We start from the raw sequence: 21,889 nt of genomic DNA on the forward strand, positions 1-21,889 counted from the left end.
ATGTTAAGCTGCTACCGTTTTTATGACTTAATTTAGCTGACGGCAAGTCATTTGTTGTTAAGTTGTCAGTTACAGCCGTTTTCTTAATGAGTGTAGGTTTACTTTGCTCTCCATTGACGTTAGCCCATGTTGTCTTTATGATTAAACCATCTTTTTTCCCGATAGTATCTTGAAGCGTCACGCTTGTTTTTTCCTCAGATGTTAAGCTGCTACCGTTTTTATGACTTAATTTAGCTGACGGCAAGTCATTTGTTGTTAAGTTGTCAGTTACAGCCGTTTTCTTAATGAGTGTAGGTTTACTTTGCTCTCCATTGACGTTAGCCCAAGTCGTCTTGATGTTCAAACCGTCTTTCTTCTCGATAGTATCGTAAAGCGTCACGCTTGTTTTTTCTTCTGACGTTAGACCACTACCGTTTTTATGAGTAAGTTTAGCTGACGGCAAGTCATTTGTTGTTAGGTTGTCAGTTACGGCCGTTTTCTTAATGAGTGTAGGTTGACTTTCTCCATTGACGTAAGCCCGTGTTGTCTTTATGATTAAACCATCTTTTTTCTCGATAGTATCTTGAAGCATCACGCTTGGTTTTTCTTCTGACGTTAGGCTGCTACCATTTTGTTTGTGATCGACAGTCTTTGTCACGTAGGCATGGGTAACAACTTGCTGGGTTGCAGGAGTAGTGAGTTCCCACTCTTCCTTATCTGCATTCCAGTTGTAAACGGCCTCTTGTCCTGGGGTTGTGACTGTTTCAGATACCTTGGTGCTTGTTTCTGGGTTAGGCACTGTAGTTTGTTCTTGTCCATCAAGGGTATAGCGTGTTCTTGTGTCGAAGGCTGTGCTTGGTTTTGTCACAGGAGTGTAAGTAACGACAGTTACGGCATCAAGAGGTTGCTCAGTTTGAGTGACTGGTGCGATAGTGACTTGTTTCTTGTCTGCACGGAAGCCTTCTTGTTTCGGAGAAGTGATGGTTTCTCCTTGTGTTTGAGGGGTGTAGGTCTTGTCATGAGTGACAAGGTCAGTATCAACTGTCCAAGTTACTGTAACTACCTCATCTTTGAGAGCTTCAATGCCTTGATAAGTTACAGTATGTGTTGTAGCTACCTCGCTTGTCTCGTGCTTGTGGCGGAGATAGACAGTGATGGTTTGGCTAGGGTTTGTAGCGTCATCTATTCTGTCAAACTGAGTTACCTCAGCACTATTATCCCTAACAATTTCGTAGTTTTCAGGCACACGAGGTGAGAAGGTAACGGTTTGGTCAGAAGTACCCTCAATGGTATAACGATTGACTTCGGCATTATTTTTCTCGCTATCAAGGTAAATAACAGTAATAATTCCAGGGTTTGCAGTGTAGGTTACAGTGAATTTGCTGTCATTCAAGGCAAATTTCCCCGCGTTTGAAGCTTGGACAGCTTCTGCTAGTGTTTGGTGATTATTAACAGTGTAGGTATAGCCATTTCTTGTTAAGTCGCTATCTGATAAGTTAATTGTTTCACCCTCAATACCTTGGGAATGTTTGTCTTCTTTAGCAAGTGCTTCGTCCTTAGTTGTTGGTAACTGTTTATCTGGGTCATTGTTGGAGATGAGATAGGCTACAGTTTCTTTAGCGTAGGTTACGGTGATATCATCATTATTAATTGCTTTTTCAGGAACTTTCACTAAACTGTTGCTATCGTCAGTTGTTTCGACAACACGATAAGTGTTTATCTCTGGGTGTATCACTTCTTTAAAGTTAATCTGATCTTCACGAACCCATGTCACGCTATCTGAATTGATTGGTAACCCAGAATCCGCTAAGCGAATGGATGCATTAGTCTCGATTAGATTACCTTTACCGTCTGTTGCGTAGTAAGTTACTTGGATTGGCGTATTTTCTTTGTTAACATGGTTAAGAATATTTTCGCGATAGCCTAGGACACGCTTGTCAGTTGCCCCGATACCAGAAGTGGTATAAGAGAATTTTTGTTTTGGATCGACTTGCTCGATAATAGCTTTTGTCACTTTTTGAACATGGTCTTTAGCAACGCTTTCCTGCTGTTTATTGATATAGTGGATGGTTTGTGTTACATGTTCTTGGTGAGCGATTCTAACTCTTGGGATATAAAGTACAGTAGCAGATAATTTATCAAGTGTAATGGTGGGTTCGCCATTGATACTGCCAATCTTGTCATAAAGGTTTTTCGAATTACTAGTGACCACAAAAGCATTTGTAAAATCATTGCTATAATTAATGCGACCTCTTGAGATTTCGCTGCCATAGTAGTAGTTGCCAGGACCAAGTGTTAGGCTAGAGTTGTTATCTGATGAGGTGTTGTTGTTAAAGATAACAAGGTATTTATCGTCATTATCTTGTCTTAGCTCAAAGGTGATGATTCCTGAGTTTTCTTGAGCATTGGTGATGGTCATATGAGAGAAAATCTCTTTACCATATTCCGATAAGTGCCATAAAGGTTCATTTTGGCGCAAGCTGATTAAGGATTTGGTAAAGTTGACCGCGTCAGCATTTTCTGAAACAAGATTCCAGTTGATTTTGTTTTTCTCATCACCGGCATTATAGGTATTATGTGAGTTCATCTTGCTTCTTAAGAACTCTTGCCCATGTTGTGAGAAATGAATACCTTGAGAAAGTGCGCTCATTGCTGTTGCGAGTTCGACACGATTCAAATGTTCTTCAGGTGTATCGTTTGGATTGTAGTGTTTGAGAAGGTCGCTTAAAGTCATACCGTCATGTACTTCAACATAGTTTAATTGTTGAGAAGCATTAATCAAACTACGTCCATGCCCACCCATTAGGCTATCAATAAGGGTTTTTAATGCTTCACCGCTCTTATAGCTGCTGTTTCTATTGACAAAGCCTGGAGGGTTTTCATTGTCGTAATGAGAACCTGAGATAGCGTCGCGACCGATGCTATCAAAGAACCCTACTTCGGGTGTTTTTCCAGCGTTAGCAACACTTGATGGATGCTCACCATCTTTGTGTAGGTAATTTCCCATGCTGTTCCAGCCTTCGCCGTATGTTACGATACGTTTGTCAATTTTGTTGATCGCAGCACGGATGGCATTCATCGTATCAGTGTCAAGATCACTCATGGCATCAAAGCGGAAGCCATCCATTCCATATTCAAGAGCCCAGTAAGCAACAGAGTTGACAATATACTGGCGCATCATTTCGGAATTGGTGCGAACAGCGTTACCCACGCCGATATCGTTATTCATTTTACCATCGCCATTTACAGCATAGTAGTATCCTGGCACGGTATATTCAAATGGATTGTTTTGTCCATCATAGAGGTGGTTGTACACAACATCCATGATGATGTTGATTCCAGCGTCATGGAGTTTTTGAACCATTGTTTTGACTTCTTCGATACGATTGGTCGGATTGTCAGGATCAGTGGCATAGGAACCTTCTGGAACATTATAGTTTTTAGGGTCATAGCCCCAGTTTTGTTGATCATCTGCTGAAAATTCAGATGAGATAACATTATTTTTTGGATCTGTTTTTGGTAATTCAGGAACTGTTTGGAAATCGTAGATAGGCATCATTTGAATATACTTAGCCCCAAGGTATTTGAGGTAATCGATGCCTGTTTTTTTGCCGGTTTCAGGGTTGGTTGTCCCTGTTTCAACAAAGCCGAGATAGTTCCCTTTGTTAGTATCACTAACGCCTGAGCTAGGGTCAATTGAGAAATCACGGATATCAACTTCGACGACACTTAGCTCCGTTTTTGAATTGACACGGACATTGTTGGAATTAGTTACTTTACCACCGATTCGGTTAGGATTGACAATGACAGTTCGCTTGCCATTTTTTACTGTCGCTTGAGAATAGGGGTCCTGTATGGTAACAATTTGGTCGTCGCCAGCGTAAAGTTTTGCGATATCTGCGATTGAACTAGTAGAACTGAGTTCCTCTGATTGTCCTTTTGCTGCTGAAGCAGAATTCACGTACTTATCACCTCGTTTTTTCCAAACACCAGGTGATTCTTGGAACCAATCTTCGGTCTTTTGGATGAAGTAAGCTTTAGGGATGGTTAATTTATAATCATAAGCTATAGTTGAAAGATTTAACCCCTCAACTAAATCAGATGTCAATTTAATAGACCATAGTCCAACGGTATTTTTGGTATGATCTGAAGGAGTATAAGACATCCCTCGAGTCATTGCTAAGGTTTTTAAAAGGGGTGCATCTTCAGCTGTAGAGCGATAGATATTGACAGATACTTCCTTTGCAGTAGGGGCCCAAAGGTTAAGTGTTGCTGTTCCATCGTCGTGTAGTGTTGCCCCTAAGTTCCCTGCTGAACCAACGGTTTCAAATTCTCCGCTAGCATTGACGACTTTATCGGTATAGCCGAATTTACGGTCGAATTCATCGGTTTGTACATTTTGGAATTGAGAGTACCAGCCGTTGGCGTTATGGTAAATATCTGTTGCCGTAACGTTGTTAACCCCTGCTGTCATGTTGTCATTGCCGCTAACCTTGTTTGGGTTTTGATCCCAATTGTTACCGTTTGTGATAATGTAATTGAATTTACTGACATCTTTATCAGGGGTTACTGTTAGGGTATGTTTACCATCGTTGCCAGCAACAAGAGGTAAAAAGCGTCCGTTTTCTTTGTAATTGGCGTTATCCCCCCAAACCCAAGCATAGTAATTACTATTATCGCCTTGATTAGGTGTATAGTGGATACGGACATCTTGAGGGGCGTTAACCACTTGGTCAGCACTCAATTTGTCAACCTCTGCGAAGGTAGTATCAGAACTATCAGGACTTATTGTCGTTGTAGAAGGGGTTGCATCAGGTTGCGCATCTTGAGCAAACGTTTGCGATGTCATCATCAATGTGCTCATTGTTAGAACGCTAGCGCCAAATAACCATAGTTTCCCTGATTTCCAGGTTCTAAATCGTGAAACGCGTTGTTCTTTGTCTGGCTTGGGTTTGAACATACTGTTCTCCTTTTTGTTAAAAATATTATATTCATTATGCAACCGTTTTCAAAAAAAGTCAAGTTAAATGATGCGAATTTCTAGATTTTAATTGTCTTTGTTAGGTTAAATCAATTAGTGATTCTATGTTATAATAGCATTAAGTTAGTTGAGGAGGTCAATTGATGCAATTAAGAACATTAGGATTTTGGGGAGCTTATCCTTATAAAGATGCTGGAACAACTAGTTTTTTGTTAACAGGGCAAAATGGCTTTCAGCTATTGATTGATGCTGGTAGTCGTTCGGTTAATGAACTGGAAAAAGTCATATCGCCTTTGGATTTGGATGCTGTTATTATTAGTCATTATCATCCAGACCATGTTGCCGATCTTGGAGTACTCCGTCATTATTTTCAACTCTATCCAAAACACCTCTGGAATCCCAAAGTCTTACCGATTTATGCTCATGATGAAGATTTACTTGCTTTTGAACAGTTATCTATTCCTTCAGTAAGTAAAGGTATCGCCTACCAGACCGACGGTGTTGAAACAATTGGACCATTTGACATTACCTTTATCAAAACAGTTCATCCAGTGCCTTGTTATGCAATGAGAATCCTAGAGCGCGAGACAGGTCAGGTTCTTGTTTTTACGGGAGACACAGGTTACTTTGAAGCCTTTGAAGCATTTACGGAAGGAGCAGACTTGCTTTTGGCAGATGTGTATCTTTTTGAAGGCAATGAGAACCATTTTGCTCATTTAACAAGTAAAGAAGCAGGTATTATTGCCAAAAATGCGGGTGTAAAACGTTTGGTATTGACCCATTTGCCTCAATTTGCTCCTATCGGTTTAGAGACAGACGATCATTTAGAATACCTCAGGAAAGAAGCTGAGAGATATGCAGATAAGGTTCCTGTTGACCTAGCAAGACCTCATAAAAGTTGGGATTTGGGTGATTTATGAACGGTTTGAGTGAAGAAGATAAGTTTTTTTTCATGAGGGAAGCCCTCAAAGAAGCCGAAAAATCGTTGTTGAAAAACGAAATTCCAATTGGTTGCATCATTATAAAAAATGGTAAAATCATTGGTCGTGGTCACAATGCCCGTGAGGAACTTAATAAGGCGATTATGCATGCTGAGATAATGGCGATTGAAGAAGCCAATGCCCATGAAGAACATTGGCGTTTGTTGGACACGACCCTTTTTGTGACCATTGAACCCTGTGTTATGTGTAGTGGTGCCATAGGTTTAGCGCGTATTCCTCATGTGATTTACGGTGCCACCAATCAAAAATTTGGTGCAGCAGGAAGTCTTTATAATGTGTTAACTGATCAGCGTCTTAACCATCGTGTCCAAGTAGAAACCGGTATTTTGGCTGAGGAGTGTGTCACTATTATGCAAGATTTTTTCAGAACGCGCCGTCAACAAGCCAAGCAAAGTCAAGAAGGTGGTGACTAAGACTTGCATATTCTTAAGAATATGTTATAATAATTATCGGAGCAACAGTCTTGCGTGAAGTGGGTCAGGGGAGGAATCCAGCAGCCCTAAGCGAAGTAGCCTGTGTGCTCTTTTTGTTTCGCTAATGTTACCCTCTAGACTTGGGGAGCAGATGATCATAAGAAAATCATTTCAAAACGACTTACTAATGTTTTGTTGGAACCATTGAGGTTGGATTGATGAACCTCGGTGGTTTTTAGATGTTGCTCATTTTTTTACTGTCTAAAACAAGAGATTTGTTCGTCAATTAGTTATAAATAGGTTATAATATTTTAGGATAAGAATTTTGTAAGAGGTACCTAGAATAGATGTTGTTGTTTGCTTTTCCTGGGACAGGAAAAACCACTTTGTCACAAGAATGTGATAAGGTGGTTGATTTAGAGTTGGCAGAAATCAAGTACGATAATACTGGATTGGAGCATCTTAGTAAAGAGGAGCGAAAATCGTTAAAAAGGCCTATTAAGGATCGTCATTATAGAAGAACGTATGTTGAGGCTGCTTTATCTCATCATGATGAAGGCAAGTTAGTTTTAGTAGCCTTAGATTTTATTTTTCTGATTCTAGTGGAACTTTATAAAAGAGGCGATGATTCATTTCATGTCATTATTCCGAAACACCAACTGAGACGAGAATACAAAGAGCGTTATCGTTCCAGAGGTAATAACACGATTTTTATTAGAGAATTGATGTTCATTTGGACTCCAACTATATTGTTTTTTACCTTTTTTTCTTACCTCTTTCCCAGTAAAATCTCGCTTTTGTCCAGTGGTGAGACATTGAGTACATTTTTACATCGGTATTATCCCAATTGGCTAACAGATTAGGAATCGACGACAGCGAGCATATCTATATGTAAGCTAGCCAAAAACAGTTGAAAAAAATGCTATAAAAGAGTATTATGTTAAATGGATTTATTTTTATGGAGGAAAATAAAAAATATGTCACATATTAAGTTTGATTATTCAAAAGTATTAGAAAAGTTTGCTGGTCAGCATGAGCTTGATTACTTACAAGGTCAAGTGACAGAAGCAGACAAATTATTACGTGAAGGGACTGGTCCAGGTTCGGATTTCTTAGGCTGGATGGATCTTCCTGAAAATTATGATAAAGAAGAATTTGCTCGCATTCAAGCGGCAGCTAAGAAGATTCAAGAAACCAGTGAAGTTTTAGTTGTTATCGGTATCGGTGGTTCTTATCTTGGAGCACGTGCAGCTATTGACTTTTTAAGCAATAATTTTGTTAATCTTCTGTCAAAAGAAGATCGTAAAGCCCCACAAATTCTTTATGCAGGAAACTCAATCTCATCTAGCTATTTGGCAGATTTAGTGGATTATGTTGCCGATAAGGACTTCTCAGTGAATGTGATTTCAAAATCAGGAACAACGACTGAGCCAGCTATTGCGTTCCGTGTTTTCAAAGAATTACTTGTTAAGAAATATGGTCAAGAAGAAGCTAATAAACGTATCTATGCGACAACAGACCGTCAAAAAGGTGCTGTTAAGGTAGAAGCTGATGCAAATGGTTGGGAAACGTTTGTTGTGCCAGATGATATTGGTGGACGTTTTTCAGTTTTAACAGCTGTAGGTCTGCTTCCAATAGCGGCTTCTGGTGCAGATATCACAGCTCTTATGGAAGGTGCAGCAGCAGCACGTCAAGAGTATAGCTCAGATAAACTTGCTGAAAATGAAGCTTACCAATACGCAGCTGTACGTAATGTCCTTTACCGTAAAGGTTATACAACAGAAATCCTCGTGAACTACGAGCCATCATTGCAGTATTTCTCAGAATGGTGGAAACAATTGGCAGGTGAATCAGAGGGTAAAGATCAAAAAGGGATTTACCCATCATCAGCGAACTTCTCAGCAGATTTGCACTCACTTGGACAATATATCCAAGAGGGAGCTCGTATCATCTTTGAAACAGCTATTCGTGTTGATAAGCCACGTAAGAATATCATCATTCCAGAATTAGCTGAAGACTTAGATGGCCTTGGTTACTTGCAAGGTAAGGATGTTGACTTTGTTAATAAGAAAGCTACAGATGGTGTCCTTCTTGCTCATACTGATGGAGATGTGCCAAACATGTTTATCACCTTGCCACAACAAGATGAGTTTACACTTGGTTACATTATCTACTTCTTCGAGTTGGCTATTGCTTTATCAGGTTACCTTAACGCCGTTAACCCATTTGATCAGCCAGGTGTTGAAGCTTACAAGAAAAATATGTTTGCACTTCTTGGCAAACCAGGTTTTGAAGAGCTTTCAGCAGAGCTTAATGCTCGTCTATAATTTATCAAATTATCTAGCAGACCTGTCGATAAGGTCTGTTTTTTGCTATAATATCAGGAAATGGAGGAAGGACATGTCTTATTTTGTTGTTGGTGATGTACATGGAAAACATCAGCTTTTATTGGATATTTTAAAGAACTGGGAGAGCAAACAGCAGTTGATTTTTTTAGGGGATTTAATTGATAGAGGTGAAGATTCTAAAAGCTGTCTGGAGACTGTTAAGCAATTAGTAGAAGAAGAAAAGGCTATTTGTTTGACTGGTAATCATGAAAAAATGTTCTTATCCTATCTTGATGATCCAGAAAATCGGTATAACCATTATCATCGTAACGGTGGAGATTCGACCATTAATTCTTTATTAGGACGTTCTTTAGATGAAGCAGTAGATCCGCATGAAGATGCTAAGGCCATTTTAAAAGACCGTTCTGATTTGGTTGCATTTGTGAGAGCCTTACCCTATTATCATGAAACAGAGGATTATATTTTTGTACATGCGGGTATTAATTTAGAATTAGATGATTGGCATGATACGACAGAGCATGATATGGTTTGGATACGTGAGTCTTTTTATAAGGGAGTTAATAAAACGGGGAAAACGATTGTTTTTGGTCATACGCCGACGTATTATTTGTTCGAACAAGATGTACCAACGGCTCAGCTATGGTTTGGCGATGATGGAAAAATTGGTGCAGATGGAGGTGCTGTTTATGGAGGAGTTCTTCATGGTGTAGTTTTGGATGAAACAGGTTTAGTGAACGATTACACGGTTAGAGAAGGATAGTTTCGACTGAGATATTTCAAGTTTTAATAATTGTATCAATACCATTTTGCCGTGATTTAAACAATGTTGCTTATGTATGAGATCCTGATAAGTGATTTTCTCATCTATTTGCCATGTTTGATAATGCTCTTGCTTGTATTTTGAAAAGGCTTTCTGTATACTAGAAAGGGATGAAAAATTAAAAAATTTGGAGGATTTTAATGAAATATATTGTCAATACTAGTAATGATCCTGCTTATAACATTGCTCTTGAAGCTTATGCTTTCAAAGAGTTGACATCTCTTGATGAGATTTTTATTTTATGGATTAATGAACCCGCCATTATCATTGGTAAGCATCAGAATGCTATCCAAGAAATCAACAAGTCATATACTGATGAGCATGGTATCCATGTCGTTCGTCGCTTGTCTGGTGGCGGTGCTGTGTATCATGATTTGAACAACTTGAATTACACGATTATCTCAAACAAGGCTGATGAAGGAGCGTTTGATTTTAAAACCTTCTCAAAACCTGTGATTGATACCCTAGCAAAACTAGGTGTTGAAGCAAGTTTTACAGGGCGTAATGACTTGGAAATTGATGGTAAGAAGATTTGTGGCAACGCGCAAGCCTATTATAAAGGACGCATGATGCACCACGGTTGCCTTCTTTTTGATGTGGATATGACCGTCTTAGGTAGTGCCCTTAAAGTTAGCAAGGACAAAATAGAATCTAAAGGTGTCAAATCAGTTCGTGCTCGTGTGACAAATATCAATGATGAATTACCGCAAAAAATGACTGTCCTTGAGTTTAAAGAAGCGATTTTGAATCAAATGAAAGAAAACTATCCTGATATGGATGAGTATGTCTTGACTGATGCCGATTTGGCAAGGATTGAAGAGCTTCGTGACACGCAATTTGGTACATGGGATTGGACCTTTGGTCAGACACCTGATTACACTGTTGAGCGAAGTGTTCGCTATCCAGCAGGTAAAGTGACTACTTATGTCAAAACAGAAAAATCTGTCATTGAATCCATCAAAATTTACGGTGATTTCTTTGGTATTGGAGACGTATCAGATATTGAAAACTTATTGGTTGGCACACGCTACGAATATGAGGACATCTTGGCGAAATTGATGACCATTGATACTAGCTATTATTTCTCACGCATGACAACTGAAGAAGTGGCTAAGGCTATTGTAGATTAAGTAAAAACGCTGACCTGAATGAACAGGTCAGCATTTTTTGACTTATTGTTTTTGTAATGAGAAGTTAAACTCATGTGGTTGTGAGAAATCATAGTCTTGGTCAGGTGCGGCACTCCAAGTAGTAACCTTTAGGACGTTGTTTTCAATTTTTAGACCTTGAGCAGTTTTAAATCCGGCACCACCCAATCCTGTGATACCTGGCATAATTGCTTCAACATCTCCTTCAAAAGATAAGACATAATAGCTATTACCGAGGTCTTGGATTTGTGTCAGACGTGCGTTACTGAGACGCGGCCCTTCGTTACTATCAAAAGTGGCAGTGGTTGAAACAGTCCCGTCAGCTGATATGGTCATACTGACATCAGTAGCCTGTTGACTGGTTCCGCTCCAAGTCCCAACTAGAACATCTGGAATAGTTGTTGCGGCTTGTGGTTTAGTTACTTGTGATGTCTTATCAGAGCTTATTTGTGGACTTGATTCAGTATTGGCTTGCTCAGTAGAAGCTTCGGTTGTTGTCGATGGGGTATCATCGGTCTTTTGGTTATCAGCTTTTTGGCTGGTTTTTGTCTCTGTCTGAACGGTTTTAGGTTCAGTTTTATTTTGACTTATCTTTTCTTGGGTGCATGCTGTCAATAGAGCGCTGGCAGATAATAGTGCTAAAAATCCTAGTGATAGTTTAGTGTATCTCATAATAGTCAGCTCCTTTATTACAATATTATGTTATGTTTCAATTATATTACAAAAAGATGACTTTTTCAACAAAATATGAAATAAGAGTTTTTTGATGTTCTAAAGAGCAATTGTTTATTTTTAGGCTAATGTTTAACTCTGTGCTATAATGAAGATATGACTAAAAAGAACACATTATTACTAATCGACGGCTCGTCCGTTGCTTTCAGAGCTTTTTTTGCACTTTATAATCAAATCGACCGCTTTAAAAATGCCTCCGGTCTGCATACGAATGCCATTTATGGCTTTCATTTGATGCTAGACCATATGATGAAGCGTGTGAACCCAACTCATGTTTTGGTCGCTTTTGATGCTGGCAAGACAACCTTTAGAACAGAAATGTTCACAGAGTATAAGGCAGGTCGTGCAAAAACACCTGAAGAGTTTAGGGAGCAATTTCCTTATATTCGAGAGATGTTATCAGCGCTAGGCGTCTCCTATTATGACTTGGAACGTTATGAAGCTGATGATATTATCGGTACCTTGGCAAAATTAGCAGAGCAATCTGAACAAGATTTTGATGTGACTATTGTCAGTGGTGACAAGGATTTAATCCAACTGACAGATGAACATACGGTTGTTGAAATCTCTAAAAAAGGTGTGGCTGAGTTTGAAAGATTTACCCCGGTTTATTTGATGGAAAAGATGGGCTTGACACCAAAACAGTTTATTGATTTGAAAGCCTTAATGGGTGATAAGTCTGATAATATTCCAGGTGTTACTAAGATTGGTGAGAAAACAGGTCTTAAGCTCTTGCATGAATTTGGCAGTTTGGAGGGGATTTATGACCATATTGACCAGATGAAAGCCTCTAAGATGAAGGAAAATCTGGTTAATGATAAGGAACAAGCCTTTTTATCTAAAACCTTAGCGACCATTGATACACAGGCACCAATCACCATAGGGCTTGAGGATATTATCTACAATGGTCCAGATGTTGAACTTCTAGCTCCTTTCTACGAAGAAATGGGCTTTAAACAGTTCAAGCAAGCACTTGGTGAGACCCAGCAATCAAGTCCTTTGGAGGTTAGCTATCAGGAAGTTGATGAGCTATCAGAGGAAATGTTTTCAGAGGATGATTTTTTCTATGTTGAAATTCTTAATGACAATTACCATTTAGAAGACATTATTGGTTTTGCGTGGGGACATGGTGAGAAGATTTTTGTAAGTAGGGATGTGACCTTGTTACAGCACCCTCTGATGAAGGCATTCTTATCAAGACCATTGAAAACTTACGATTTCAAGCGTACAAAAGTTTTATTGGCAAAACAAGGTATTGACTTGGTGGAGCCGCGTTTTGATAGTCGATTAGCAAAATACCTACTCTCAACGGTCGAAGACAATAGTCTACCGACTATTGCCCAATTATATACTGACATGAGCCTTTCATTAGATGAGGAAGTGTATGGTAAAGGGGTCAAGCGTGCGGTACCTGACAAAGAAAACTTATACAGCTATCTGGCTCAGAAAATGACGGTCCTTGAAGCATCAGAAGAGCCAATGTTGGCACAGCTAAAAGAGCAAGATCAACTATCCCTTCTTTTTGATATGGAAATACCATTAGCCGATGTGTTGGCTAAGATGGAGATTGCAGGTATCAGAGTTGATCGTCACACCTTACAGGAGATGCAGGTTGATAATGAGGTTGTCATTGATCGCTTGACACAGGAGATTTACGCCTTGGCAGGCGAAGAGTTTAACATCAACTCTCCTAAACAACTGGGTGTTCTTTTGTTTGAAAAGATGGGCTTGCCTTTATCGGCAACTAAGAAGACCAAGACGGGCTATTCAACAGCTGTCGATGTGCTTGAACGTCTGGCGCCTGAAGCTCCCATTGTGGCTAAGATTTTAGATTACCGTCAAATTACGAAACTACAGTCAACCTATGTCATTGGTTTACAAGATTATATCCAAGAAGATGGCAAAATTCATACACGCTATGTTCAAGATTTGACGCAGACAGGTCGTCTGTCTAGTACAGACCCTAATTTGCAAAATATTCCTATTCGTTTGGAACAAGGTCGCTTGATTCGCAAGGCCTTTAGACCATCAGATGACGAGAGTGTTCTCTTGAGTTCAGATTACTCACAGATTGAACTACGTGTCTTGGCACATATTTCTCAAGATGAGCATTTGATTGCGGCTTTTAATGAAGGGGCAGACATCCATACCTCAACAGCTATGAGGGTATTTGGTATTACCGATCCAGATGATGTGACATCTAATGACCGTCGCAATGCTAAGGCAGTTAATTTTGGTATTGTTTATGGGATTTCTGATTTTGGTTTAGCCAATAACTTGGGTATTTCACGCCAACAAGCTAAAACCTATATCGATACTTATTTTGACAGATACCCAGGTATCAAGTCTTATATGGATACCGTTGTCCGCGAGGCTAAGGATAAGGGCTATGTCGAAACTCTCTTTAAACGACGTCGTAGTTTGCCGGATATCAATTCCCGCAACTTCAATGTTAGGAGTTTTGCGGAGCGAACGGCGATTAACTCACCAATTCAGGGTTCTGCCGCAGATATTTTAAAAGTGGCTATGATTAATTTAGACAAGGCACTTGTTGCTGGAGGTTTCAAGGCACGTATGCTCTTGCAAGTTCATGATGAAATCGTCATGGAAGTACCTAAAGATGAGTTGTCAGCGGTCAAACGTCTTGTCAAAGAGACCATGGAGACTGCTTTGGCCTTGAGTGTGCCACTTTTAGCTGATGAAAATGATGGTCAAACGTGGTACGAAGCTAAATAATAATGTTACTAATCCCATAATAATGGAGAAAATAAAAGGAGGTCTTTATGACTTATAGTTTTGCAAATCCAGGTCAGGGTCTGATTGACTACTACCTAACGCACTCAAAAACAATTGCGGTTGTTGGTTTGTCTGATAATCCCGATACGGCAGCTTATGTTGTAGCTTCTGTGCTTCAAGCGCATGGTTTTACGATTATTCCTGTAAATCCTAAATTTGCTGGTCAAACTATTTTGGGCGAAACAGTTTACGCACGCTTGCAAGATGTTCCTGTTCATATTGATATTGTTGATGTCTTCAGACGTAGCGAATTTTTACCAGATGTGGCGCGTGATTTTATTGAAACAGATGCAATGGTTTTCTGGGCACAACTTGGTCTAGAAAATGAGGAAGCTGAGCAAATCTTGCGTGATGCCGGTCGTGAACATATCGTGATGAACAAATGTCTTAAGATTGAATATCTGAAGATGCTGGCAGAGCAAGGAAACTAATTAATTTATGATAAAGATTGAAGAAAATGGCTATCGCGGCCCTCTTCTTCAATCGTTTTTTGATGAAAGCTGGTGTACTATTGATAGGGAGAAGCCCGATAGTAATCCTAAATCGCAAAAAAATGATAAAATATCTTGCCTATAAAATGATTTTTTGTTATTATTTAGTTATCGAAAAACAATAAAATATTTTCGACAAACAAAAAGAGCTCTTTAAAAATCAATCATAACTACTATCAAAAGAGGAAAAAGATATGTTTAAGACTACAGCTTTTTTAAAAATATTCTGTTCTATTATTACCGTTGTCTTGTTTCTGTTTGGTCTAGGGATAGTGCTATCAACGGTTTTATACGTTTTTGGCTTCAAGGCTTTAGAATTTACTGAGGCGACTATTGTACCTTTGAGGACAGATCCGTTTGGTTATTCACCTGTGGTTGTCCTTATTCGCTACCTCAATAATTTTATTTTCTTTTGGATACTATGGTCTATTCGTCAATTTTTGAGTCATCTTATCGCTGATAAAATCTTTATTCCTGCTAATGTGACCTTAGCTAATCGTGTGTCTTTGCTTTTTCTGATTGTGAGTTTAACAACAGATGGGCTTTTACAGTGGTTTCGTTTTTCATTTTTAAATCCGACTTACCTTATAGCAGCGCTTGTGGTATGGACGCTTGCCATGATTTTAGAAAAGGCTAATGTCATTGCTGAGGAAAATGCTTTTACGGTTTAACAAGGGGGTGCTATGATTGTTGTTAATCTAGATGTTGAACTAGCTAAAAAGAAAATGAAATCTGGAGAGTTGGCTGAGCGTATTGGAATTACAGCAGCTAATTTATCTATTTTAAAGACAGGTAAGGCTAAAGCTATTCGTTTTTCAACTCTCGAAGCGATATGTCAGGTATTAGAATGTCAACCTGGAGATATTTTAGAATATGTCCCAGATCAGTGAGTTTACTTTATATTGTCTGGTTGAAAAGAAGTAAGCCTTGCTATAGAAGAAGTCAGAAAAAACCGACTGGTAATTAAGCATCATCAGCTAATTGCCAGTCGGTTTCTTTCAGGTTATTTTTACCCTTGTCTACAGTAACTGAAAGTGGTTGGATTAGAGATTGTTTGAGTGATTATTCTTTGTCTCATTATTTTTGAGTAATTGCAATCTTTGTTGGTAAAAGAAGGCTTTAGCTGTTTGCTGATAAGGAAATAGGTAACTGTTTAAATAGCCTAGCGATAAAAACCCCAACACTTGCCAGCCAAGAAAACTGAGCTCTAGCTTAATGTATTGCCAGATGTAGCCCTTCATCAACCATTGACTAGCTTTTAAAACGTCTAGTGAATTAGGACGTTTGGTGATGGCTAGTTGGTCAAAGAGCAAAAAAAGTGCCATAGTATAAGAAACTTTCTTTTTAATATAGATAGCTGTAACCAGTAAAAGGCTGACAACTCCACCTAGTAGTTCGAGAGATAGCAGGCCTTTTGCTAAAGATTGTGCAATATAGACAATATTAATTTCTAAAAGAAAGAGTAAAGGTAGCAAGAGAAGTTGTTTCAAAAGGCTTAGTTTGATAGTGGGCCAGAGTAAAAATGGCTCAAAAATAAGAGTGCTATCTGAAAAAGAAACGCTTTGGCATTGTTTTCGTACGACAGCTAACATCATTAAGCTGGTTGACGCACTAAACGTAGCGATGAGAAAATTAAGGAGTAGGGGTAGTATCTGTGTTTCAAGTTCCCACTGCTGGAGTAGGGGTAAAATGAGGATACGGTGTAAATTAACCAAGACTAAGAAACTACTGAGTAATGTCGGGGTTAAAAAGAGGAAAAATCTTCCTTTCAGATTCCTAGTGATTTGTTTGGCTTTGCGACGAATATCCGAGTTGGTCATAATAATCCTTTCAAGAATGGTCAGTCTTTTTATTATACCATAATGCTAAAGCAAATGACTTTTAGAGGGAAATTTGATAGAATAAGGGATGTTGTCTGGCATGAGCCAGTCGCTATCAAAAGCCTAGGACTGTATTTCCTAGTAGCAAAGGAGTTTATATGACAGAACATGCTGTTACATATCGTTTAATTAAGAAAGAAAAGCACACGGGTGCTCGTCTAGGTGAGATTATCACACCTCATGGGACATATCCGACACCTATGTTTATGCCAGTTGGAACACAGGCGACGGTCAAAACACAGTCTCCTGAAGAGCTCAAAGAAATGGGCTCAGGCATTATCCTATCAAACACCTATCATCTTTGGTTGCGTCCAGGTGACGAATTGATTGCCAAAGCTGGTGGCTTGCATAAATTCATGAACTGGGACCAAGCGATTTTGACCGATAGTGGTGGTTTTCAGGTCTATTCGTTAGCAGATAGCCGTAATATCACAGAGGAAGGTGTAACTTTTAAAAACCACCTTAATGGGTCAAAAATGTTCCTATCGCCTGAAAAGGCAATTAGCATTCAGAATAATCTGGGGTCTGATATCATGATGAGTTTTGATGAGTGTCCTCAATTTTATCAGCCGTATGACTATGTGAAAAATTCAATTGAACGCACAAGCCGTTGGGCAGAGCGTGGCTTGAAGGCTCATCGTCGTCCACATGACCAAGGTTTGTTTGGGATTGTTCAAGGGGCTGGCTTTGAAGACTTACGTCGCCAATCGGCTCAGGACTTGGTTAGCATGGATTTCCCTGGTTATTCTATCGGTGGTTTGGCAGTAGGTGAGACCCACGACGAGATGAATGCCGTCCTTGATTTTACAACACCCTTGCTTCCAGAGGACAAACCTCGTTACTTGATGGGTGTTGGAGCTCCAGATAGCTTGATTGATGCGGTCATTCGTGGTGTGGACATGTTTGACTGTGTCTTGCCGACACGTATTGCACGAAACGGGACTTGCATGACGAGCCAAGGTCGCCTCGTTGTCAAAAATGCCCAGTTTGCTGAAGATTTTACCCCGCTTGACCATGATTGTGACTGCTACACTTGTCAAAATTACACAAGAGCCTACATTCGTCACTTGCTTAAAGCAGATGAAACCTTCGGTATTCGCTTGACAAGCTACCACAACCTCTACTTCCTTGTGAATTTAATGAAGAAAGTCCGTCAGGCTATTATGGATGATCATTTATTGGAATTCCGTCAAGATTTCATGGAGCGATACGGTTATAATCGCTCAAGCCGTAATTTCTAATGATGACCGTCGAGGATATCATCGATAAGTTGGCAAAAGATGCCAATTTTATTGAAGTTTTGACAGTTATCAGGTCACTAGATGTCAAGGACGCGTGGTTAGCGGCGGGATTGATTAGGAATGCTATCTGGAATATGAATTCTGACAAGGCCTTATTTGACTGGTCAACAGATATAGATGTGGTTTTCCATGATAAGACGATGACAGATGACCAAGTATTAGCTATCCAAGAAAAGCTGGATAGACATTACCCACGTTATCGTTGGGAAGTGACTAATCAGGCAGTCATGCATGTTTATTCACCGCACACATCGCCTTACACTGATACTTGTGACGCCGTGTCTAAATACCCCGAAACGTGTACGGCACTGGCCATGAGACTCACCAGTGATGGTGAACTAGAGGTGTTTGCACCGTATGGTTTTGATGATGTGCTGACTTATCTTGTTCGCCCGACGCCTCATTTCAAATCCTGTCCTGAACGATTAAACCTTTATCGTCAGCGTATAAAAGCTAAAAATTGGTCTGCTAAGTGGCCGGATTTACGCTTTGAAGATAGTGATTAGTGTTATATCAAAAAAACGACCAGAACAGTTCTATTCTTAGAGCTTGTGTCTGGTCGTTTTATGGTTGAGTGATGGATCATCTGATAGTGACTAATCTTTAGGATTGAGGTAGAGTACTTCTGTCTGATAGGTAAAACCTAATCGCTCATATAGTTTTCTGGCACCAATGTTGTCGGTATCGACGGCGATTTGGAAAGCTTTTTGGTTGGATTTAATCAGATCATTGATGATATAAGAAGCAAGTGCTGAACCAAATCCTTGTCCGCGATAGTCTTTGAGAACGGCCAGTCCATAGAGGTAGTTGACGTCACTAGACAAGTCAACAGTACAAGAGCCAATGATATGGTCATTTTTCTCCAAGACAAAGAGTAGGCTATTATCATCCTCGATAGCCTCTCTGGCATAGTGTTCTGTGGTTTTGATATCACTGTCAAAGGCTTCTGCCTGAAGTGTGGCGATGTCTAAGATATCGCTGTGTTGAGCAAGTCGGATGTTGGTTTGAGAGACGGATTTATCAACTATGAGTTCACGTTGTCTACCTAGCCATATCTCGCTATCTTCATCAACTTCTAGTAACCAATGCTCGAGTAGTTCAGGGTTCTTATCCAAAAACACCTTCTCGGTCATAAAGGACCAATTTTCAATCGGATAGGCCTTGGTTTTATCGCGAAACATATTAAGCAATGCTGTGGCATAGCCCTGTCGGCGATAGTCAGGATGGACAGTGATAGTGAGTTCAATCTCTGGTGAGTCAGCATAGACCGTGAGCAAGCCGACTAAGTTGTCTCCTTGATAGGCTAAAAAGAAAGCCGGCATATCTTGGTCAAAATTCAGCATATTAGACAGGTAGGGGGTGCGATAAGTCTTGTCAACACTTTGACAATGTCTAATCAAGGCTTCTGCCTGTTCTAGTTGCTTGTCTTCTAAACGATTGGTAAAAATAATTGTCATAACAACCTCCACATGTATCTTTATCACTTATTGTAGCATAATTTATCTTGAATTGTAGCTTGATTAGAAATGTGTTAAACTATTGATAAGGATAGAGGGAGGAAATGCCTATGTTTGAAAATAAAATGTTCTTAAAAGTCATCAATGTGATATGTATCGGTCTAGGGTCACTTTTATTGTTTTGGTCGTCGGTACAATTTGGTGCATCTAGTAAGGGAGGTTTGGTCAATTTCTTACTGGCTTTATTGGTGTTTTATATCATACTGTATGTCAGTTTATTGTTACATGAATTAGGGCATGTGTTTTTTGGTTGGTTATCAGGTTACCAACTGGTAGCTTTTGGTGTTTTGAAATGGAATCTCGTTTTTACAGGAGAAGGGATACGTCTTGTCAAAAAGCAAAGTTTAATGGGAGTAGGAGCCCAGTACTTTGGTGTGAAGAAAAGTGGCACTGTCAGAGGTGATTTGCTGATGCTTTCAGGTGGCTTGATTGTCCATCTTCTTTTGGGGTTGCTAGGCCTAATCATTGGCTTAGTCACACAAGATTGGGGTGTTCCCCTAGCTAACCTTAGCATGCAAATGGGAATGATTATCCTAAATAGTAATCCAAATGGTATCACAGATGGGGCTAAGATCCTTGAATTATGGCTTTATCCAAGTCATGCTGCCTATATGTACGTTGAACTGGAGAGGTCAGCAGTCTTCTTTAATACACCAGTTCAGGGGAATTTGACAGACTTTGTACAGGATATTCCTTTAGAGTACGGGGGTATAGCTCAGGCATCTTATCTCAATGCTGCGGATGCTAAACTGATAGAGGGGGACTATCAGAAAGCCAGCGAGAAAATGGAAGCGCTCTATACATTTACCGAAAACCCCATTATCAAAATGGCGACCGGAGCTAGTCTGATATTAGCTTACCTTCTGCAAGGAGATACGAGTAGCGCCGAAACGATTTATCAAAACAAAGCGGTTCAAAAAATGTTGCAACAGCCACAGGCACAAATGCAGGTGGTGAAAGCCTATTATACGAAAGAAATTTTGCAAGATGGAGTGGCAGCCGAGAAGCTATTGACTAAAGCAGAGAAAGCGATGGCGACTAGCTATCTGTTATGCGATGAAAAAGCCTTCTATGATCAGCTGATTAGCCGTTTACGTGGTGCCATTAAAGAAGAAAGTATCGTTTAAATGTAGTGTCTAGTTATGATAACTAGAAAAGGCTCACTTTAAATCGATATAATGACGGTTAAAATGACATGGGTTGAACCCAACAAAAAAATCCCGGAAATTCGGGATTTTTTTGTTGAGATTTGGATACCATCTTATAAGAAGGCGGTAATCGGATTCGAACCGACGATCAAGCTTTTGCAGAGCCGTGCCTTACCACTTGGCTATACCGCCGTAACAGTATATATTCTAACTTAAAAAAGATATTTCGTCAAGAAAAATCTTATTGAAGTATGTGAAGGTTATGGCATTCTGTTTTTGTGTTATAATATGATATAGGATGGGTTGAAATTGGAGATAGAGATGGACATAAAAATTGAACTCGGTAAAAAAATCAAAAATCTGCGTCTTAATAGGAAACTCACGCAACTTGATATTTGTGACGATGAATCCGAATTGACGATACGACAGTTAGCTAGGATAGAGAACGGTCAAGCTATGGCAACTATTCCGAAATTGCTTTATATTGCGCAAAAATTGGGCATAAAAATCCAAGATTTAGTAGATCTTGACAATGTCGAATTACCAAAAAGATATTTAGCACTAAAAAATAAACTCATCAGATTTCATACCTACGGAGATGAAGAAAGAATCTCTAAACAGGAAGCTATGTTTGATGAAATATATGAAAGCTTTTATGATAATCTACCTGAGGAAGAACAACTACTAGTGGAAGCTTTACAGGTTCAAGCTAATGTGTTCAGTAGTCGTGATGCAGGTTTTGGTTTAGGTCTATTGGAGGAATATTTTCAGCAAATTCTGAAAAAGAAAACTTATACCCATAACGATTTAATAATTATCAATATCTATCTTCTTTGTTGTATAATGGGGCTTGAAGATAAGACATATTTTGAAGAGATATCTAAGAAGATATTGTTATTTATTGATTATAGTGATTTTGAAAGAATGTATTTATTAGAAAAAATTATAATCTCTATTTTAATTCAAATAGAGCCCGAACATTATCTAATTTATACCAAAGTATTACGAGAAATAATTGAAGAATCTAATAATCTACAACATAAGCCTGCTGTCTATGCTTTTGAAGCACGTTATTATTTAACAGTAGAGAAGAACAGAAAAAAAACAATTGAATCGTATGATAAAGCAATATTATTTGCAAAGTTAACGAATGATGATGTCTTAGTCAAAAATTTAGAAAGAGAACGAGATAATGATTTAGCAACCTGACTTTTAAGTCATGTTGCTTTTTTTATTTCTAAGATATACTTAACCCATAGAAAACGAGGTAAGTAAAAGAAAGGGAGGAAATAAGCATGACTTGGCTTGCAACTCTATTATCGGCTTTTGTGTTT

At 39.2% G+C, this 21,889-nt stretch carries 18 protein-coding genes, 1 tRNA gene and 1 other RNA gene; 15 read left to right on the forward strand and 5 right to left on the reverse strand.

Annotation, left to right across the window (positions count from 1 at the left end; genetic code table 11):
• Window positions 1-4,939, reverse strand: a 4,939-nt coding sequence (locus ACVRZH_RS05005) for an alpha-amylase family glycosyl hydrolase (protein WP_447454228.1), incomplete at its 3' end; no start/stop codon positions are given.
• Between the two features lie 164 nt (window positions 4,940-5,103).
• Here ACVRZH_RS05005 and ACVRZH_RS05010 point away from each other — a divergent pair.
• The 7 genes from ACVRZH_RS05010 (at window position 5,104) to lplA (ending at window position 10,672) form a co-directional block, all read left to right on the forward strand.
• A complete protein-coding gene (locus ACVRZH_RS05010; protein ID WP_447454229.1) occupies window positions 5,104-5,880 on the forward strand; it encodes an MBL fold metallo-hydrolase in 777 nt (258 codons plus the stop codon).
• Window positions 5,877-6,374 carry a tRNA adenosine(34) deaminase TadA gene (gene tadA / locus ACVRZH_RS05015; RefSeq protein ID WP_447454230.1) on the forward strand — a complete coding sequence of 166 codons (498 nt, stop codon included), beginning with the start codon at window positions 5,877-5,879 and terminating at the stop codon, window positions 6,372-6,374. Before ACVRZH_RS05010 ends, tadA begins: the two co-directional genes overlap by 4 nt.
• 28 nt (window positions 6,375-6,402) lie before the next feature.
• An RNA gene (gene ffs / locus ACVRZH_RS05020) (signal recognition particle sRNA small type) lies at window positions 6,403-6,499 on the forward strand.
• Between the two features lie 261 nt (window positions 6,500-6,760).
• Window positions 6,761-7,237, forward strand: a complete 477-nt coding sequence (locus ACVRZH_RS05025; protein ID WP_447454231.1) for a hypothetical protein — start codon at window positions 6,761-6,763, stop codon at window positions 7,235-7,237.
• 114 nt (window positions 7,238-7,351) lie between these two features.
• Window positions 7,352-8,701: a glucose-6-phosphate isomerase gene (locus tag ACVRZH_RS05030; RefSeq protein WP_447454232.1), complete on the forward strand. Its 1,350-nt coding sequence runs from the start codon at window positions 7,352-7,354 to the stop codon at window positions 8,699-8,701.
• A gap of 73 nt (window positions 8,702-8,774) precedes the next feature.
• Complete coding sequence (locus ACVRZH_RS05035) at window positions 8,775-9,482, forward strand: metallophosphoesterase (RefSeq protein WP_447454233.1); 708 nt, start codon at window positions 8,775-8,777, stop codon at window positions 9,480-9,482.
• A 200-nt stretch (window positions 9,483-9,682) separates the two neighbouring features.
• A complete protein-coding gene (gene lplA, locus ACVRZH_RS05040; RefSeq protein WP_447454234.1) occupies window positions 9,683-10,672 on the forward strand; it encodes a lipoate--protein ligase in 990 nt (329 codons plus the stop codon).
• 42 nt (window positions 10,673-10,714) lie between these two features.
• Here lplA and ACVRZH_RS05045 read toward each other — a convergent pair whose 3' ends face one another.
• Window positions 10,715-11,362 carry a RodZ family helix-turn-helix domain-containing protein gene (locus ACVRZH_RS05045; protein ID WP_447454235.1) on the reverse strand — a complete coding sequence of 216 codons (648 nt, stop codon included), beginning with the start codon at window positions 11,360-11,362 and terminating at the stop codon, window positions 10,715-10,717.
• Between the two features lie 156 nt (window positions 11,363-11,518).
• Here ACVRZH_RS05045 and polA point away from each other — a divergent pair, with 156 nt between their 5' ends.
• The 4 genes from polA to ACVRZH_RS05065 all read left to right on the forward strand — a co-directional run bounded on the left by polA (window position 11,519) and on the right by ACVRZH_RS05065 (window position 15,599).
• Window positions 11,519-14,158 carry a DNA polymerase I gene (polA, locus tag ACVRZH_RS05050; protein WP_447454236.1) on the forward strand — a complete coding sequence of 880 codons (2,640 nt, stop codon included), beginning with the start codon at window positions 11,519-11,521 and terminating at the stop codon, window positions 14,156-14,158.
• A 47-nt stretch (window positions 14,159-14,205) separates the two neighbouring features.
• Entirely contained in the window at window positions 14,206-14,649 is a 444-nt protein-coding gene (locus ACVRZH_RS05055) for a CoA-binding protein (RefSeq protein ID WP_447454237.1), read from the forward strand.
• 254 nt (window positions 14,650-14,903) lie between these two features.
• A complete protein-coding gene (locus tag ACVRZH_RS05060; RefSeq protein ID WP_447454238.1) occupies window positions 14,904-15,380 on the forward strand; it encodes a hypothetical protein in 477 nt (158 codons plus the stop codon).
• Between the two features lie 12 nt (window positions 15,381-15,392).
• Entirely contained in the window at window positions 15,393-15,599 is a 207-nt protein-coding gene (locus ACVRZH_RS05065) for a helix-turn-helix domain-containing protein (RefSeq protein WP_447454239.1), read from the forward strand.
• A gap of 153 nt (window positions 15,600-15,752) precedes the next feature.
• Here ACVRZH_RS05065 and ACVRZH_RS05070 read toward each other — a convergent pair whose 3' ends face one another.
• A complete protein-coding gene (locus ACVRZH_RS05070) occupies window positions 15,753-16,529 on the reverse strand; it encodes a DUF975 family protein (protein ID WP_447454240.1) in 777 nt (258 codons plus the stop codon).
• A 158-nt stretch (window positions 16,530-16,687) separates the two neighbouring features.
• Between ACVRZH_RS05070 and tgt the strand changes: the two genes are divergently transcribed.
• Window positions 16,688-17,830 (forward strand): tRNA guanosine(34) transglycosylase Tgt, encoded by a 1,143-nt coding sequence (tgt, locus tag ACVRZH_RS05075; protein WP_447454241.1) that lies wholly within the window; start codon window positions 16,688-16,690, stop codon window positions 17,828-17,830.
• Window positions 17,830-18,396, forward strand: a complete 567-nt coding sequence (locus ACVRZH_RS05080; RefSeq protein WP_447454242.1) for a nucleotidyltransferase family protein — start codon at window positions 17,830-17,832, stop codon at window positions 18,394-18,396. Before tgt ends, ACVRZH_RS05080 begins: the two co-directional genes overlap by 1 nt.
• Before the next feature lie 90 nt (window positions 18,397-18,486).
• Here ACVRZH_RS05080 and ACVRZH_RS05085 read toward each other — a convergent pair whose 3' ends face one another.
• Window positions 18,487-19,347 (reverse strand): GNAT family N-acetyltransferase, encoded by an 861-nt coding sequence (locus tag ACVRZH_RS05085; protein ID WP_447454243.1) that lies wholly within the window; start codon window positions 19,345-19,347, stop codon window positions 18,487-18,489.
• A gap of 110 nt (window positions 19,348-19,457) precedes the next feature.
• Here ACVRZH_RS05085 and ACVRZH_RS05090 point away from each other — a divergent pair, with 110 nt between their 5' ends.
• Entirely contained in the window at window positions 19,458-20,534 is a 1,077-nt protein-coding gene (locus ACVRZH_RS05090; RefSeq protein WP_447454244.1) for a hypothetical protein, read from the forward strand.
• 142 nt (window positions 20,535-20,676) lie between these two features.
• Here the strand turns inward: ACVRZH_RS05090 and ACVRZH_RS05095 are convergent.
• Window positions 20,677-20,747: transfer RNA gene (locus ACVRZH_RS05095), tRNA-Cys, on the reverse strand.
• A 129-nt stretch (window positions 20,748-20,876) separates the two neighbouring features.
• On the opposite strand from ACVRZH_RS05095, the gene ACVRZH_RS05100 reads away from it, so the two are divergent.
• Window positions 20,877-21,764, forward strand: coding sequence for a helix-turn-helix domain-containing protein (locus ACVRZH_RS05100; RefSeq protein ID WP_447454245.1), 888 nt, complete (start codon window positions 20,877-20,879; stop codon window positions 21,762-21,764).
• Window positions 21,765-21,889: the final 125 nt, after the last annotated feature.

The sequence above is a fragment of the Streptococcus fryi genome, from assembly GCF_053206505.1.